Genomic DNA, 16,445 nt, shown 5'->3' with positions numbered 1-16,445 from the left:
AAATTCATTATTCTTCTCTATTTTAGTACTTTCAAAATTTTAGATTTCATAATATGAGATTAACCACGATTGTTTTCTATTTAATTATAATGTTTTCGAAAGTTGCCAATGCACAAACCATTCCTGTTCATAAAACAAATGAAAAAATCAACATTGATGGTGATTTATCAGAATGGAAAACGCCTTTTCTTGGTCCGTTTGTGATTCATAATACTGAAGAGAAAGCAACTCAGAAAACTTTTGTTTTACTCTCGTGGAATAATGAAAACCTCTATATTGCTTACAATTGCACGGATTCTAAAATTATTGGAGCACCACAAAATAAAGATTCACAGATTTTTAATACCGATGATTTGGTTGAAATTTTTCTTGATCCCGACGGGGACAGTCAGAATTATATTGAAATTGGAGTAAATGCTTTTTCTACAAACTATGATTTACTTTTAAAATGTATTTCGCCAGAATGCGGAGGATGGAATACAGCTATGGATTTTGACATTAAAGGCTTGGAATCTGTGAGTAAAATAACTTCCGAAGGATATATTGTAGAAATTAAAATTCCGTTTTCTAGTCTTGAGAAAATTAAGAATGGAAGTTTTCAAAAGCCAAAAATTGGAACAAAATGGAAAGGAAATGCTTTTAGAATTGATTACGGTAACACAACCGAATATCTTGCATTACAGCCTTATAAAAGTTTAATTTTCGGATTTCATCAGCCTCAAGAATTTGCTGTTTTTGAGTTTATGGAATAGCAAGAAACATAGCACGCGGTTTCAACCGCGGGAGGACATGCATATAAACTATACGTTTCCCGCGGTTGAAACCGCGGGCTATAGTAATACATGCTTCCTAAATTATTTGAAACTATTTTTGGCGTTTCTTCAAAACTTCCACAACATCATTCAATTGATATCCTTTTGCTTGAAGCAGAATTAAATAATGAAAAAGCAAATCGGCGCTTTCGCTAAGGAACAAATCATCGTTATTGTCTTTTGCTTCAATCACCACTTCTACTGCCTCTTCACCAACTTTTTGAGCGATTTTATTGATTCCTTTTGCAAATAAAGAAGCTACATAACTCTGTTCAGAATCAGCATTTTCTCTGCGGGTTTTGATTGCATTTTCTAATTGAGAAATAAAACCGTAATTGGCATCATTTGGCTCTTGCCAGCATGTGTCTGCACCTGTATGACATGTTGGCCCAACAGGTTTTGCCTGAATTAAAAGCGTATCGCCGTCACAATCATTTTTAATGCTAACCAGATTTAAAAAGTTGCCACTCTCCTCGCCTTTCGTCCAAAGTCTTTGTTTTGAACGGCTAAAAAAAGTTACTTTCTGCGTTTCTATTGTTTTCTGAAGCGATTCTTCATTCATATAACCCAACATCAAAACATTTTTAGTTTCTGAATCTTGAATTATAGCCGGAATTAATCCGTGTGCGCTTTTGATATCGATGTCCATGTCTATTTTAGATTTTAGATTTCAGATTTTAGATTCTAAAAACTGAAAAATTATTTTTTTTTGATTTTTTGATATTGCTATTGATTGGAATTTGGCACTTCAACAATTGGAATTTTACAACCTTACTTCTATGTTATTATTTCTTAATTCTTGTTTCAAGGCCTTGATTTCGATTTCTTTAAAGTGAAAAACACTCGCAGCCAATGCTGCATCTGCTTTTCCTTTTTGAAACGAATCAACAAAATGCTGTATGTTTCCAGCACCTCCAGAAGCAATAATCGGAATATTTACTAATTCTGACAGTTTAGCCAAAGCTTCATTTGCAAAACCATTTTTCGTTCCATCGTTGTCCATCGAAGTAAATAAAATTTCTCCTGCGCCACGCTCCGCTACTTCAACCGCCCAATCGAATAAATTCAGTTCAGTTGGAACTTTTCCTCCAACTAAATGCACAATCCATTGTCCGTCAATTTGTTTCGCATCAATTGCTACAACAACGCACTGACTTCCAAATTTCTGAGCTAAATCGTTTATTAATTGCGGATTTTTTACTGCCGATGAATTGATTGAAACTTTATCTGCTCCGTTGTTCAGCAGAATATCAACATCTTCAACAGATGAAATTCCACCACCAACTGTAAACGGAATATTTATTTTCTCCGCTACACTTCGCACCATATTTACTAGCGTTTTACGTCTTTCTTCAGTTGCTGAAATATCTAGAAAAACCAATTCATCTGCACCTTCTTTCGAATAAATTTCAGCTAGTTCTACAGGATCTCCTGCATCACGCAAGTCAACGAAATTAACACCTTTTACAGTTCTTCCGTTTTTTATATCTAAGCAAGGTATTATTCTTTTTGCTAACATTTTCTTTAATGTGTTAATTAGATAATTAGTCAATTAGATAATTTTCTGCATTTGCTAAACCATTATCTAATTTTCTAATTAACTCATTTTCTAATTATAAACCCCTCTAGTTGTTTCAAGCTAATTTTTCCCTCGTAAATCGCTTTTCCGATTATAGTTCCTTCACAGCCTAATTCAGCTAATTTTGGCAATTCATCAAAAGTTGAAATTCCGCCAGAAGCGATTAGTTTTACACCTTTAGCTTCTGCTAAAATTTTGCTATACAAATCAAAACTTGGCCCTTGAAGCATTCCGTCTTTGGCAATATCCGTGCAAATAACGTACTGAATTCCTTTATTTTGATAATCCTGAATAAACGGAACCAAATCTTCATTTGATTCTTCTAACCAGCCAGAAACAGCGATTTTTTCATCTTTTGCATCGGCGCCAAGAATAATTTTTTCTGAACCATATGCTGAAATCCATTTTTCGAAGATTGCTCTATTTTTAACCGCGATACTTCCGCCAGTAATCTGATTTGCACCACTTTCAAAAGCAATTCTCAAATCATCATCCGATTTTAATCCGCCACCGAAATCTATTTTTAAGCTGGTTTGCGTTGCAATTTGTTCTAATATCTTGTAATTAACAATTTTACTCGATTTCGCTCCGTCAAGATCCACTAAATGCAGATATTCAATTCCGTGCGCTTCAAATGATTTTGCCACTTCAAGCGGATTCTCATTGTAAATTATTTTGGTATCATAATCACCTTTGGACAAACGAACGCATTTTCCTTCAATGATATCTATGGCTGGTATTATTCTCATTTTGTTTTAGTCTTAAAGTTTGAAAGTCTAAAGTCATAAAGTCTTTCTGATTTTCAAAAATTGTTATTTTGATTGATATTGTCTTTTGAATTTGAAAATTTTACATCTTCAGGAAATTTCCAAGGATTTTCTCTCCAACATCACCGCTTTTTTCTGGATGAAATTGAGTTCCGTAAAAATTATCTTTTTGCAAAGCTGAGGCATATTCAACGTCGTAATTCGTTGTAGCAATAGATTCATCGCAATTTGGAGCATAAAAACTATGAACCAAATACATGAATTCATTTTCAGAAATTCCTTTGAATAAATCGGTTTTTAAATCATAAATCTGATTCCATCCCATTTGTGGTACTTTTACGTTGTTTGAAAATTTCAAAACATCAACATCAAAAATCCCTAAACCTTCTGTATTTCCTTCTTCGGTCTTATTGCACATCAACTGCATTCCCAGACAGATTCCTAAAACCGGCTGTTTCAATTGCGGAATCAAGTTATCTAAACCGCTTTCGCGAAGTTTAGCCATCGCCGAACTCGCTTCGCCCACGCCAGGAAAAATCACTTTATCAGCCGATTTAATTTCGTCAGGATCATTACTCAAAACCGCCTTAAAACCCAATCTTTCAATAGCAAACATAATGCTCTGAATATTTCCTGCTCCGTAATTTATAATTACTATTTTCATTCTTTTTTAGTCTTAAAGTCTAAAGTCTAAAGTCTTAAAGTCGATTTTAATATCCCCTTTTTGGAAAACTTTCGACTTTATGACTTTCAACTTTTGACTCAATTAAAGCATTCCCTTCGTTGAAGGCAAAATCATTTTCTCAGTGTCTCTTTTTACGGCTACTTTTATCGCTTTCGCGAAAGCTTTAAAAATGGCTTCAATTTTATGATGTTCGTTGATTCCTTCAGCTTTGATATTTAAATTCGCTTTTGCACCGTCTGTAAACGATTTAAAGAAATGATAAAACATTTCTGTTGGCATTTTACCCACCATTTCACGTTTGAATTCTGTTTCCCAGATCAGCCAGTTTCTTCCGCCAAAATCAATTGCTGCTTGAGCTAAACAATCATCCATTGGAAGGCAGAATCCGTAACGCTCAATTCCTAGTTTGTTTCCTAACGCTTTCGCGAAAACTTCTCCCAAAGCAATTGCCGTATCTTCAATTGTGTGATGCTCATCAACTTCAAGATCGCCTTTTACAAGGATTTCCAAGTCCATTTGACCGTGACGTGAGATTTGATCTAACATATGATCAAAAAAAGCAATTCCTGTATCTATTTTACTTTTTCCAGTTCCGTCAAGATTTAGATTGATATAAATATCCGTTTCGTTTGTTTTTCTTGTAATCGAAGCCGAACGAGCTTCTAATTTCAAAAACTCATAGATTTTCTTCCAATCCATTGTTTGTAAAACGATTGTTTCATTCAGTTCTTCACGTTTTGATGAAATTTCATTGCTTCCAATTCCATCGGTATCATTCATGAAAATGGCTTTTGCACCCAAGTTTTTAGCCAGTTCCACATCTGTTAAACGATCTCCTAAAACAAAAGAATTCTCCAAATCATATTCTGGATTATTCAAATATTTAGTCAACATTCCCGTTCTTGGTTTACGTGTTGGCGCATTTTCTTCTGGGAAAGTTCGGTCTACAAAGATTTCATCAAAAACAACTCCTTCGTTTTTAAAAGCTTTTAAAATGAAATTTTGCGTTGGCCAAAACGTATCTTCCGGAAAACTATCTGTCCCTAATCCGTCTTGATTGGTTACCATCGCCAATTCGTAATCTAATTCATTGGCGATTTTAGCCAGATATTGAAAAGCTTTTGGATAAAACTCTAATTTATCTAAGCTGTCTAATTGGTAATTTTCAGGTTCTAAAACAATCGTTCCGTCACGATCAATAAAAAGTACTTTTTTCATGTTTTTATTGTATTTCAGGCAGTTTTGCCAAAAATTTAATATTTAATATTTGAATTCTCTTTGAATAAAATAATAAGAAGGTTTTCTGTCAGAACTTAGATCATCTTCAACATAAACTTCTGTCCAATTATTCAAATCATATTTTTGATAATTGTATCGTATCGATATACTAAACTCCTTTTCACGCACGGGAAAACTTGATTTTGAATGAACCTCAGTCATGAAATTTTTATCATCATATTTATAAGCAAAGGCAACATACTCATCTTCAAGGGCGATAAACTCTACAATTATATTATTCTTTGAATCATATTCGTACGTAGTAATTTCGCTTGGAGTACTTTTAAAAACGCCTTTTTCAGCTCTAAATTCTAACTTCTTTACTACTAAATTATTTAAATACTCATATTTGTTACTGACAAAAAGAGTATCGGAATCTCCGTAAATTTTTTCTTCAACAAGTTTATTTTTATCATACAAAAACTTGGTTCTATCTTTAATTCCGCCTTCTTCGTTATAATTAATAGTTTCTATTTTCTGATTATCTTTATTATAACTGGTTTGTGGAACTTCCCATTTTTCAGGTGGCATAAAGCTTTGTTTCACAATTTCGCCATAAGCGTTTATGTTGTAAACATCATCATGCAAATACTTTCCTTTTACAAATCCTGCTTTAGTTTTCTTCGCCGCGTACCATGTTTCTTTATATTCTTTAGGATTACCTTTTATAATTGCAAAAGCGTCTCGACTATCTTGAGCATTAATACTAAAGAAAATAAAGAAAAATAAGGGGTAAAGAAATTTCATAGGTTGCTTTTTTAGATTATTATAATAAATAAATGTTTTATATAAGTTTTAATTCTTTAATCAAAACAGCATTTTCTTCTTCCGTTCCAATTGTAAAACGAAGACAATTTTCGCATAAAGGCTGTGTTGTTCTATTGCGAATAACGATTCCTTTTTCAATTAATTGATCGTATCTTTTATCAGCATCATCCACTTTGGCTAAAATAAAATTGGCTTCTGTTGGGTAAACTTTTTCAACAAAACTCACTTCAAGCAAAACTTTAAGCAATTCTTCTCTTTGCTCAATAATAGACGCTATTTCTTGTTTAATTTTATCAGAATCTTTCAAACGTTCTTTCGCTCTTTGTTGCGTCAATTCGTTTACATTATAAGGCGGTTTGATTTTATTTAAAACCGAAATCACAACTTCAGAAGCATAACAGATTCCCAAACGAATTCCGGCTAAACCATACGCTTTTGAAAGTGTTTGTGTAATCACTAAATTTGGATATTCGTCAATTTCTGTTAGCCAGCTTTCTTTATCCGAGAAGTCAATATATGCTTCATCAATAACAACTAAACCTTTGAAGTTTTGAAGCAATTTAACCACGCTTTCATCCGAAAATGAATTCCCTGTTGGATTATTTGGTGAGCATAAAAAGATGATTTTAGTATTCTCATCAACAGCCTCTAAAATCTTCTCAACTTGTGGCTGAAAATCAGTTGATAATAAAACTTCTCTATTTTCTACTGCGTTAATGTTTGCCAAAACTCCATACATTCCATATGTTGGCGGTAGCGAAATAATATTATCTTTTTTTGGTTCGCAAAAAGCTCTGAAAAGCAAATCTAAAACTTCGTCACTTCCGTTTCCTAACAGAATCTGACTTTGTTTTACTAAATTATTCTTAGCTAAAATTGCTTTAACCGAATTCTGCTGTGGGTCTGGGTAACGGTTTACACCATTCTGATATGGATTTTCATTGGCATCCAAAAAAATCATTTCGGCTGTATCAAAATCTTCAAACTCATCTCTCGCAGAAGAATATGGTTTTAAAGATTTTACGTTTTCACGTGTAATTGTATTTATATCGAAAGTATTCATTTTATTTTCTTTATTCTTGCAAGGTTTTCAAAACCTTGTAGGTATTATTTATTCACTCTCTAAATCGAAAATCTATTTAGACCTACGAGGTTTTGGAAACCTTGCAGGACTGCAGACGTACTGTAACAGCATTCTTATGCGCTTGTAATCCTTCGGCCTCAGCCATCAATTCTATTGCTTTTCCAATGTTTTGAATTCCTTTTTCAGAGATTTTCTGAAAAGTCATTGATTTCATAAAACTGTCCAGATTTACTCCACTGTAATTTTTTGCATAGCCGTTTGTTGGCAATGTGTGATTGGTTCCTGAAGCATAATCACCTGCGCTTTCTGGCGTATAATTTCCAATGAAAACTGAACCTGCATTTACAATTCCATTGCAATAGAAATCATCATATTCTGAGCAGATTATAAAGTGTTCAGGACCATATTCATTGATTAAATCTAAAGCAATCTGATCGTTTTCGACATAAATCAATTTTGAATTCTCGATTGCTTTTTCTGCAATTGCTTTTCTTGGAAGCACTTCCAATTGAGATTGCACTTCTTTTTCTACTTCTGCAATTAGCTTTTTTGAAGTCGAAACCAAAATAACCTGACTGTCTGTTCCGTGTTCTGCTTGCGATAATAAATCTGACGCTACAAAAGCAGGAACCGCTGTATCATCGGCCACGATTAATAATTCTGAAGGCCCCGCAGGCATATCAATAGCAACACCAAATTGCGTTGCCAATTGTTTTGCTACCGTTACAAACTGATTTCCTGGACCAAAAATCTTATATACTTTCGGAATAGACTGCGTTCCAAAAGTCATTCCTGCAATAGCTTGGATTCCACCAACTTTTAGGATTTTAGTTACACCGCATAAATTTGCAGCATATAAAATTGCTGGATTAATTTTCCCTTTTTTATCTGGCGGCGAACATAACACAATTTCCTTACAGCCCGCAATTTCTGCTGGAACTGCCAGCATTAAAACTGTCGAAAATAATGGCGCTGTTCCGCCTGGAATATACAAGCCAATCTTTTGAATTGGCCTCTTCTCTTGCCAACAGTTGACTCCCTCACTAGTTTCAACAGAAACACGATCTGTTTTTTGAGCACTATGAAATTTATAAATATTGTCTTTTGCTAATTCAATAGCCGCTTTTAATTCTGTTGGAATCAAACCAATCGCTTCATTGATTTCTTCTCGTGAAACTTCATAGTTATCTTGAGAAATGCCGTCAAAAATTGAAGTGTATTTTGCCACAGCTTCATCTCCTTTTCTTTGAACTTCTTTGAAGATTTCTTTTACCGTAACTTCTATATCGTCAACAGTTTTGGTTGGTCTTTTTAATATTTCTGACCAGATTTCTGGTTTTGGACTGTCTATTTTATTCATTTTTTTATGCTTTATGCTATAAGCTGTAGGCTTTAAGCTTTCTTAACGTTGTGTTTCTTTTTAGGCTTTAGGCAATAAGCCGTAAGCTTTAAGCCTCTCTATAGTTTGTGAATTTTGGCTTATAGCTTACCGCCTAAAGCCTAAAGCGGACGAAGTCCTTAAAGAACCATTTTCTCAATTGGGCAAACTAGAATTCCTTCTGCGCCTACTTCTTTTAACTGGTCGATTACATCCCAAAAAGTATCTTTATCGATTACAGAGTGAACGCTGCTCCAACCTTCTTGAGCTAACGGAAGAACCGTTAAACTTCTTAAAACTGGAAGAATTTTTCCAACAGCTTCAATTTTGTCATTTGGAACGTTCATTAAGATATATTTTGAATTTCTAGCTCGTAAAACAGCTTGGATTCTGAATTTTAAAGTATCAATGTGTTTTTGAATTTCTGGAGAAACTTTTGGAGAAACTGCTAAAACTGCTTCACTTTTCAAAATAACTTCAACTTCTTTTAAGTTGTTTTTAAATAACGTACTTCCGCTTGAAACAATGTCTACAATTGCATCTGCGAGACCAATATTTGGAGCAATTTCTACAGAACCAGAGATTTGGTGAATATCTACAGTTATACCAAATTTATTAAAATATTCTGTTACTGTATTCGGATAAGAGGTAGCAATTCGAAGATTCGCTAGATCTTGTACAGAATTATATTCGAAGGTTTTAGGAACTGCTACAGAAACTTTACATTTTGAAAATCCTAATTTTTGAACCACTTCGATTCCTTTTCCTTTTTCTACCAAAAGGTTATCGCCAACAATGGCAAGATCTACGACTCCGTCAATTAAATATTGCGGAATGTCTGAATTTCTAAGGTATAAAACTTCAAGAGGAAAATTTGAAGCCTCAGCTTTTAACTGGTCAATTCCGTTATTGATTGAAATGCCGCAGTCTTTTAGAATTTGAATGCTGTCTTCGTTTAAACGACCAGATTTTTGAATTGCAATTTTTAAAGTACTCATTTTTTTAGTTGTTTGTTGGATTAATAGTTTGAGTACAAAGAGAGCTTGAATTAAAAAACCCGTTTGATGTACTCAAACGGGTTTTAAAATAAGATGATTTACATGCATACCATTAACACATCGCTTGAGAGCAATAATGTAAATGATGATGATGTAATTGAATTGAAATCATGATTTGTTTTGTTTTTTACTTCTTTGATTCGGTTGCAAATATACTAGATAAAATAATTAAAAAGCAATTTTTATTTTAACTTAACGATAGTTTATTGTTAAAAATCGTTTCTGATAGTATTATGCTTAAGAATTTTAAAATTACTTTAACGAATTATCATATTCGTCAAAAACCAATAATACACTAGTTCCCATTCCTATTTCGCTTTCAATTTTAAATTTAATTTTCAGCAGATCTGTCATTCGTTTTACAATAAACAACCCAAGTCCTGTCCCTTTAATTTCGGCGTGATTTAGCGAATCTGACCTAAAAAAAGGATTCAAAATTGATTCTAGGTCTTTTTTCGCTATTCCGATTCCGTGATCTGAAATATTGCAAATGATTTTCTTACTTTCTCTTGATAATGCTACAGTGACTTTGCTATCGGGTTTTGAATATTTTACAGCATTTGAAATAATATTTCTAAGAATCGTTATGACTAAATAATTATCCGAATAGATATAAAATTCTTCTGAAGCTTCAAGTATAACATTAATTCTTCTTGTTTTAATTTTCTCTGCATTCAATTTCAAAACATCTAAAACGGCTGCATTCAAATAGACATTTTCTTTATGAATATTTTGTTTTTGATTCTCAAAACGCGCCATCATAAGCAGCTGGTCAACAAGAGAATTTAAATGATCAACTTCGTTAATGCAATAATTTATTTTTTCTTCGTATTCCTTATTATCTCGAGGTTTACGTATTAATACTTCAAGTGTTCCTTTAATAACAGTAAGAGGCGTTCTTAGCTCATGAGAAGCATCAGATGTGAACTGTTTTTCGCGCTCTATAGCATCTTCGATACGATTCAATAAATTATTAATGGTCTTAGAAAGTGTAAATAATTCATCTCTTGTTCTCGGCAACGGAATACGCGCTTTAAGATTGTCTTTAGTAATAATCTTTGACGTCTGAATAATATTATTTATTGGTTTGATACTTCGTCCTGCGTAAAATCTCGCTAAGAAAAACAAAATCAGCAGAATAATTGGAAAAGTAATCAACAAAGTATCCATCAGATTATCCAAAACTTGTGCAGAATCAGAAAGCGCCATTGCAATAATTAAATACCCAACTTTCTTGGATTCTACTTGAAGCGGAACTTGAATCTGACGAATTTTGCTGCCCAATAATTTGGTATCAAAAGGATGAAAAAGCTCTTTGTTATTATGAAAAACAAGTTTCTCATTCTTTAAATTTGGCGATTTTTCGACTATTTTTTTGTTCAAATCCAAGAACTGAACAAAAATAGGGTTTACGTCGACTGAATTATGTTCTCTTTCCTCCCATTCTTCGGCATCCATAAAAATTATTGTGCCTTTTTCTATTTTAAGTTCTTTAAAATGGTCTTGAATTTCAATATTTAAATTCTCATCGATGTGATTGTAAACCGTCAGTTTTACAATAAAATAAATAGCCGAAAAGACTGCTAAAATCAACAGTCCTGTTCCTACAATATAATTTAATGCGATTCTGTTTTTAAAAGATAATGATGTCATTTTGCTAATCATTGGCGATATATCCAATGCCTCGGATGGTTTTTATATAATCTTCTTCAATTTTAAGATTCAGTTTTTTTCGAATAGCATTCATAAAAACATCAATAACACCGGTATCGTACTCAAAATTGATTTCCCAGACATCTCTCAAAATTTGATTTCTCGTGCAAACTTTTCCTTTATGCTGAATTAAATACGCCAACAATTCAAATTCGCGCTGCGTTAATGAAATTTCTTCAGCCCCTTTTAAAACAATATGTCTGGATAAATCCATCGTAATGTTTCCAAGTGTGAGTGTTTCAGTTTGTTTTCTATTTCTAAAGTGGACTTTTATTCTTTCAACCAATTCCTCAAAGCTAAATGGCTTTTTGATATAATCATTTGCTCCAGCTTTCAGGCCTTCTACAGTTTCCTGAACCGTATCTTTTGCCGTTAAAAAAATAATCGGTGTTGTCTGATCTTTAATCCTGATAGCCTTACACAGATCAAGACCATTAATTTTTGGCAGCATCCAATCTAAAAGAATCAAATCAAATTTCTGCTCTTGAACCAACTCAAAACCTTTAGAACCATCAGCCGCGGTTGTAATTTGATACCCTTCTTCCTGTAAACCTTGTTTTAGAAACTGGACAATTCCGACTTCGTCTTCAACTATTAAAATATGCATTTATCGTATCTGATTAAAATTTGAATTTCGTTTTTCTATTCAAAGATAAATAAATTCGGCCTCAGAAATAATCCGATCCAGCAATAAATAAAGAAAATCAGTATCTTAAGCAAACTTTAAGTTAACGTTAAGTAAGGTAAAAGTGGAACTTAATCTGGCATTAATCATTCAAAATTAATTTTGTAAAAAAAATAAGTCCGATGAATTTTTACAAAAAACTTTCGCCTTTCTACAATCTAGCTTTACTGTATTTTATTGTGAGTTTCACACTTAGAATAGTATTGCTTTTTCATCCCATTACCCAAAGTTCGTTTACATTTATTGAGAGCTTAAAAATCTTTTCATTCGGTTTATTATCAGACTTTTTCGTCTTTATTTTGACTTCGGTTTTCCTGTGGCTGTATCTTATTTTTATTTCGAATTCTAAATATAACAAACCTTATGGATATATTGTACTAGCTGGTTTTCTAGCGCTTTTATTATACATGGCTTCTGGAAAAAGCATATTTGATGAATATGGAGGCGCTTTGCCTAGAATCATTCTGATCTTTGTTTCAATAAAAACACTTTTATTCTCCCTTTTTCTTTTTCTCCCAAAACACAGAAACAAAATCAGATTCTGGCTTTTTGCTTTTGTAATCTTTCTTTACGTTTTATTGATTCTTCAAAATGCAATCAGCGAGTTTTTCTTCTGGAATGAATTTGGTGTAAAATACAATTTTATAGCCGTTAATTATCTGATTTATACCAACGAGGTTATCGGAAACATTATGCAGTCTTATCCGGTAGTTCCTATATTTTCTGCTTTATTTATCGTTACAGGAACTGTTACTTATTTCATTATTAAGAAATCCAGAAATTATATCGATGAGATTCCAAGTTTCAATGAAAAATTGAAAATTTCAACTATTTATGCAGTTTTGTTTGTGTGTTCTCTATTAGCTGTTCCAGGCTTGGCTACAACTGAGAATTCCAAAAATGTTTTTGCAAATGAACTGCAATCAAATGGAATTTATAAGTTCTACTTAGCGTTTCAGAATAACAAGTTAGATTATTTTAAATTCTACAAAACAATTCCAAACGAAAAAGCATTTGCCATCTTAAGGCAGGATTTTCCAGCAATTACAGGAAACAACACTTTGCACCAAGTAAAAGAAGATTCATTGGAACAGCACAAAAATGTAGTTTTAATTACCATTGAAAGTTTAAGTGCCGACTTCATGAAAATGTACGGAAACGAACAAAATATCACTCCATTTTTAGACAGTCTCGCTCAAAAAAGTTTGCTATTTACCAATGTTTATGCAGCTGGAAACAGAACTGTTCGCGGTCTTGAAGCTGTAACTTTATGTTTGCCTCCAACAGCTGGCGAAAGTGTTGTGAAAAGAGAAGACAATAAAAATAAATTCTCAACTGGATCTGTCTTTCTTCAAAAAGGCTACAATGTAAAATTCATGTATGGCGGAGATGCGTTTTTTGATAATATGCAGGATTTCTACACCGGAAATGGTTATCAAATTATAGACAAATCGGGTTTCTCAGAAAATGAAGTTACTTTTTCTAATGTTTGGGGAGTTTGTGATGAAGACATGTATAATAAAGCAATCAGAATTATGAATGCTGAAGCTAAGCAAAGTAAGCCATTTTTCAACCATATTATGACGGTAAGCAATCATAGGCCTTTTACGTATCCGAACAATAAAATTGATATTCCGGGAAATATCAAATCTCGTGATGGTGGCGTTAAATATACCGATTATGCTTTACAACAATTCTTTAAGCAGGCCGAAAAACAGCCTTGGTATAAAAATACTGTCTTTGTAATTGTAGCCGATCATTGTGCGTCTAGTGCAGGAAAAACAGAACTTCCGTTAGACAAATACAGAATTCCAGCTTTAATATATACACCAGATATGAAGCCAGAAAAATTCAACAAACTAATATCGCAAATCGATATTATGCCAACATTATTTGGTCTTCTGCATTTTGATTATGAAAGCAAATTCTTTGGACGTGATGTATTTAAATCAGATTATCAGCCAAGAGCTTTTATAGCAACTTATCAGGATCTTGGTTTAATAAAAGACAATGTTTTGACAATTTTATCTCCAAAACAGCAGATAAAACAGCTGCAGTTAAAACTTAATGAGAAAACTGGGATTTCACCTGAATTCCAAATCCATTATGATGAAATTCCATTGAAAACTGAAAATAAGAATCTAGTTGATGAAACTATTTCTTATTATCAATCAGCTTCTTATGTTTTGAAAGAGAAAGAATATCAGTTTAAAAATTTGACTGACAAGAACAAGAAATTATATGCCAATGTCCATAATTAATTAAAATCATTATTAAAAAAAGCCTCAAATCTTTACGATATGAGGCTTTTTTTTTTAGGTTTCAGAAACTAACTTGAAACGTTAAGCTATGAAAATTTGAAACAAAATTTTTAATCGTTTTGATTCTTCATCCCGAACAAATTTCCTTTCTGATATAATTTTAAATCTTCTTGCAAAAATTGGTAATTTCTTTGTGTAACAGCTGGCGCATCTAAGTCGCTTAAATCAGGTTTCCCTGCATTTACCCAAGCAGTGTACCAAAAACTTGCCGTTGCACTAATCGCTTTTCTCATTTGGCTTTCAACCATACCATTTAGCTCTGCATGCAATTTTGTAGCATATTCATCAGAGAATTTAGACGTATTGTATTTCGTTTTTGCAATTTTACCTTCAGCATCCATTTCAAAAACTTTATTTTCTGGAGTTGCAACTCTTAATTTTTTATCAATATCCAATAAAGGCTGCGCCAAGGTATGAGTATCATTAATCATGTCCCAAATTGCTTTGTGAACATCAGCATAATATTGAGCTTCAGGAACATTCAATTTGTAATTTTTAACGAATAACTCTGGCAATCTGCTTTCCCATAAAGAGTGAATTCCTTTTTGATCTGTCAATTGTCCATCGTGGTTTTTAGAAGTATGCAAAGGCATGTGCGCATCACCAATATAATGACCTAAATCTGCAGCAAGAAATAAGATTTCGGCTCTATTTTTCTCTTTAAAAGCTTTAGTCAATTTTGCCATCATATCTTCAATATACCAAGGCAAGATTCCATTATCACTTAAAAATTTAGCTTCATATTTTTGTTTTGCTTCTTCTAATGTTTTCGGATAAGTATCAGCGGCTCCAAAGTTTTCCATATCAAAATAATGTCTTGGGCCTTCTTCTTTATAATTTAAAGCATACTTACGGATATCAGGAACTGAAGCCTCTTGCGTAATAAAATCAATGTGATTGTAAAAAAAGATCTGTAACTGTTTTGGTAAAGCCATTACAGCTGCTTTGTTAATACGCTCATGGCCTACATTTCCCCATGATAGCATTATAAACCCAATAACTAAAGCTCCGAAAGCGATTAGTTTTGGTCTCATTTGGATTTTCTTCATTTGTTTTTTTTATTAGAGGGAGCAAATTTAGCTTTAATTAAAGAATACGCAAAAAATACTATCATTAAGATTCTACTATTTTAACTTTTATAATTTATTAGCCTAAAAACGAGAGAAGTTCAATATTAACAATATTTTTCTTTGTATGTTTGCTAGGTATTAAATCTAAAATATGCGCCATATTTTTCTTACTGTTGCTAGTCTTTTATCTAGCATTTGCTTTTCTCAAGAAATTGAATTAACCCCAGGCAAAGTAAACGACACAATTTTAAATCCAAAAAGAATTTTAAAAATAACCGAACCTTTTAAAGCAAAAAAGGTAATGTGGCAACTATTTCCTGGCACTGAATATGGCAAGCGCGACGGAAGCGGTTTCATAAGTTGGATCTGTAAAACTTGCACACCTTCTGCTTATACAGATGTAAACGGTGTAGAAGGCGATCAATTATTTCCTTATACCGAAGGCGTTGCCTCTAGACTTCTTGCCGATATAGATTATTCAGACTCAAAGGGAAATCGATTCAAAATTGTAGCTTTTAATCATTCTGTCCATGATGAAGACGGACTTCAAACAGGTCGTTTTTCTGGTGGATTACTTGGTTTGGCAAAATTTGCAAAAAATGGCAATTCTTGGGAAATGAAATCTTTTCAACCAGCTGTGGCCGCGTTTGGTGCTTTTGCACAATGCCCAACTCCAAAATTGGTTGAAATTGGAGAAGATCAATATGCTTTATCCCTTGTACATGCTAACGGCGGCGCAGGCGCTCCCTACAACAGATATTTTTATTTAATTGCCGGATTTGACGGAAAATACCAGCCTTTAATGGAAATTGATAATTACTCGCTTACCAACAGCATTAGTTCTGAATGGTCAAGTACTTATACCGTTATTACAGATAATAATAAAAAGTTTTTTAGGGACTTTAAAATTATTACAACAGGATCATACAAAAAAGCTAAAGGAACAGAAGACGATTTTGAAGTTGATTTGCCTGCCGAACTTACACAAATGGCAAAAACTAAAAAGCAATTTAACTTTGTAATCGAGAGGCATTATTCATTCAAAGGAAAATTTTACAAAATGATTGACAAACCAATTGTAAAATTCTCCAATGTAAAGTAATATAGTTAAAAACTTTGAGTATAGTTTTACCGCAAAGAACGCAAAGATTTTTTTAGGATTGAGAATAAAAACAAAAAGTTCGCAAAGCTTTATCTATATAGCTTTGCGAACTTTGCGTTTGTATTTAGTCTTTTATGTATGAACC

General features: G+C 33.0%; 15 protein-coding genes. 3 read left to right on the top strand and 12 right to left on the bottom strand.

The genetic code is table 11. The features are described 5' to 3' along the window. Positions 1-53 precede the first annotated feature (53 nt). Positions 54-752: a carbohydrate-binding family 9-like protein gene (locus RB618_RS15670; RefSeq protein ID WP_308069601.1), complete on the top strand. Its 699-nt coding sequence runs from the start codon at positions 54-56 to the stop codon at positions 750-752. 112 nt (positions 753-864) lie between these two features. Here RB618_RS15670 and hisIE read toward each other — a convergent pair whose 3' ends face one another. The 11 genes from hisIE to RB618_RS15615 form a co-directional block, all read right to left on the bottom strand. Beyond that, entirely contained in the window at positions 865-1,467 is a 603-nt protein-coding gene (gene hisIE, locus RB618_RS15665; RefSeq protein ID WP_308069736.1) for a bifunctional phosphoribosyl-AMP cyclohydrolase/phosphoribosyl-ATP diphosphatase HisIE, read from the bottom strand. A 108-nt stretch (positions 1,468-1,575) separates the two neighbouring features. Then, the gene (gene hisF, locus RB618_RS15660; RefSeq protein WP_308069600.1) at positions 1,576-2,331 is read right to left on the bottom strand and encodes an imidazole glycerol phosphate synthase subunit HisF; all 756 of its coding nucleotides are present in this window, start codon (positions 2,329-2,331) and stop codon (positions 1,576-1,578) included. Between the two features lie 83 nt (positions 2,332-2,414). Then, positions 2,415-3,140, bottom strand: a complete 726-nt coding sequence (gene hisA / locus RB618_RS15655; protein WP_308069599.1) for a 1-(5-phosphoribosyl)-5-[(5-phosphoribosylamino)methylideneamino]imidazole-4-carboxamide isomerase — start codon at positions 3,138-3,140, stop codon at positions 2,415-2,417. Positions 3,141-3,240: 100 nt separating this feature from the next. Then, positions 3,241-3,822 carry an imidazole glycerol phosphate synthase subunit HisH gene (hisH, locus tag RB618_RS15650; RefSeq protein ID WP_308069598.1) on the bottom strand — a complete coding sequence of 194 codons (582 nt, stop codon included), beginning with the start codon at positions 3,820-3,822 and terminating at the stop codon, positions 3,241-3,243. A 102-nt stretch (positions 3,823-3,924) separates the two neighbouring features. Beyond that, the gene (gene hisB / locus RB618_RS15645) at positions 3,925-5,061 is read right to left on the bottom strand and encodes a bifunctional histidinol-phosphatase/imidazoleglycerol-phosphate dehydratase HisB (RefSeq protein ID WP_308069597.1); all 1,137 of its coding nucleotides are present in this window, start codon (positions 5,059-5,061) and stop codon (positions 3,925-3,927) included. A 42-nt stretch (positions 5,062-5,103) separates the two neighbouring features. Continuing rightward, entirely contained in the window at positions 5,104-5,868 is a 765-nt protein-coding gene (locus RB618_RS15640; protein WP_308069596.1) for a hypothetical protein, read from the bottom strand. 37 nt (positions 5,869-5,905) lie between these two features. Then, positions 5,906-6,952, bottom strand: coding sequence for a histidinol-phosphate transaminase (hisC, locus tag RB618_RS15635; protein ID WP_308069595.1), 1,047 nt, complete (start codon positions 6,950-6,952; stop codon positions 5,906-5,908). Positions 6,953-7,034: 82 nt separating this feature from the next. Then, positions 7,035-8,333, bottom strand: coding sequence for a histidinol dehydrogenase (gene hisD / locus RB618_RS15630; protein WP_308069594.1), 1,299 nt, complete (start codon positions 8,331-8,333; stop codon positions 7,035-7,037). Positions 8,334-8,491: 158 nt separating this feature from the next. Then, on the bottom strand, positions 8,492-9,349 hold the full coding sequence (gene hisG, locus RB618_RS15625) for an ATP phosphoribosyltransferase (protein WP_274256703.1): 858 nt from the start codon (positions 9,347-9,349) through the stop codon (positions 8,492-8,494). Between the two features lie 312 nt (positions 9,350-9,661). Beyond that, entirely contained in the window at positions 9,662-11,062 is a 1,401-nt protein-coding gene (locus RB618_RS15620) for a HAMP domain-containing sensor histidine kinase (RefSeq protein WP_308069593.1), read from the bottom strand. Positions 11,063-11,066: 4 nt separating this feature from the next. Then, positions 11,067-11,729 (bottom strand): response regulator transcription factor, encoded by a 663-nt coding sequence (locus RB618_RS15615; RefSeq protein ID WP_308069592.1) that lies wholly within the window; start codon positions 11,727-11,729, stop codon positions 11,067-11,069. A gap of 200 nt (positions 11,730-11,929) precedes the next feature. Between RB618_RS15615 and RB618_RS15610 the strand changes: the two genes are divergently transcribed. After that, a complete protein-coding gene (locus RB618_RS15610) occupies positions 11,930-14,068 on the top strand; it encodes a sulfatase-like hydrolase/transferase (protein WP_308069591.1) in 2,139 nt (712 codons plus the stop codon). 110 nt (positions 14,069-14,178) lie between these two features. On the opposite strand, the gene RB618_RS15605 is transcribed toward RB618_RS15610, so the two are convergent. Continuing rightward, positions 14,179-15,177 carry a zinc dependent phospholipase C family protein gene (locus RB618_RS15605; protein WP_308069590.1) on the bottom strand — a complete coding sequence of 333 codons (999 nt, stop codon included), beginning with the start codon at positions 15,175-15,177 and terminating at the stop codon, positions 14,179-14,181. A gap of 172 nt (positions 15,178-15,349) precedes the next feature. Here RB618_RS15605 and RB618_RS15600 point away from each other — a divergent pair, with 172 nt between their 5' ends. Then, entirely contained in the window at positions 15,350-16,300 is a 951-nt protein-coding gene (locus RB618_RS15600) for a hypothetical protein (RefSeq protein ID WP_308069589.1), read from the top strand. The last annotated feature ends 145 nt before the right edge of the window (positions 16,301-16,445 follow it).

Source organism: Flavobacterium sp. LHD-85 (genome assembly GCF_030929595.1).
Lineage (GTDB): Bacteria > Bacteroidota > Bacteroidia > Flavobacteriales > Flavobacteriaceae > Flavobacterium.
The sequence above is the reverse complement of the archived record's forward strand: the minus strand, read 5'-3'. Positions and strand labels throughout refer to the sequence as shown.

Coding starts and splice junctions, on each gene's coding strand:
- RB618_RS15620 (WP_308069593.1), bottom strand. CDS start 11,062: ATGACATCATTATCTTTTAAAAACAGAATCGCATTAAATTATATTGTA.
- RB618_RS15670 (WP_308069601.1), top strand. CDS start 54: ATGAGATTAACCACGATTGTTTTCTATTTAATTATAATGTTTTCGAAA.
- RB618_RS15615 (WP_308069592.1), bottom strand. CDS start 11,729: ATGCATATTTTAATAGTTGAAGACGAAGTCGGAATTGTCCAGTTTCTA.
- RB618_RS15640 (WP_308069596.1), bottom strand. CDS start 5,868: ATGAAATTTCTTTACCCCTTATTTTTCTTTATTTTCTTTAGTATTAAT.
- hisB (WP_308069597.1), bottom strand. CDS start 5,061: ATGAAAAAAGTACTTTTTATTGATCGTGACGGAACGATTGTTTTAGAA.
- RB618_RS15600 (WP_308069589.1), top strand. CDS start 15,350: ATGCGCCATATTTTTCTTACTGTTGCTAGTCTTTTATCTAGCATTTGC.
- hisD (WP_308069594.1), bottom strand. CDS start 8,333: ATGAATAAAATAGACAGTCCAAAACCAGAAATCTGGTCAGAAATATTA.
- RB618_RS15610 (WP_308069591.1), top strand. CDS start 11,930: ATGAATTTTTACAAAAAACTTTCGCCTTTCTACAATCTAGCTTTACTG.
- RB618_RS15605 (WP_308069590.1), bottom strand. CDS start 15,177: ATGAAGAAAATCCAAATGAGACCAAAACTAATCGCTTTCGGAGCTTTA.
- hisG (WP_274256703.1), bottom strand. CDS start 9,349: ATGAGTACTTTAAAAATTGCAATTCAAAAATCTGGTCGTTTAAACGAA.
- hisC (WP_308069595.1), bottom strand. CDS start 6,952: ATGAATACTTTCGATATAAATACAATTACACGTGAAAACGTAAAATCT.
- hisH (WP_308069598.1), bottom strand. CDS start 3,822: ATGAAAATAGTAATTATAAATTACGGAGCAGGAAATATTCAGAGCATT.
- hisF (WP_308069600.1), bottom strand. CDS start 2,331: ATGTTAGCAAAAAGAATAATACCTTGCTTAGATATAAAAAACGGAAGA.
- hisA (WP_308069599.1), bottom strand. CDS start 3,140: ATGAGAATAATACCAGCCATAGATATCATTGAAGGAAAATGCGTTCGT.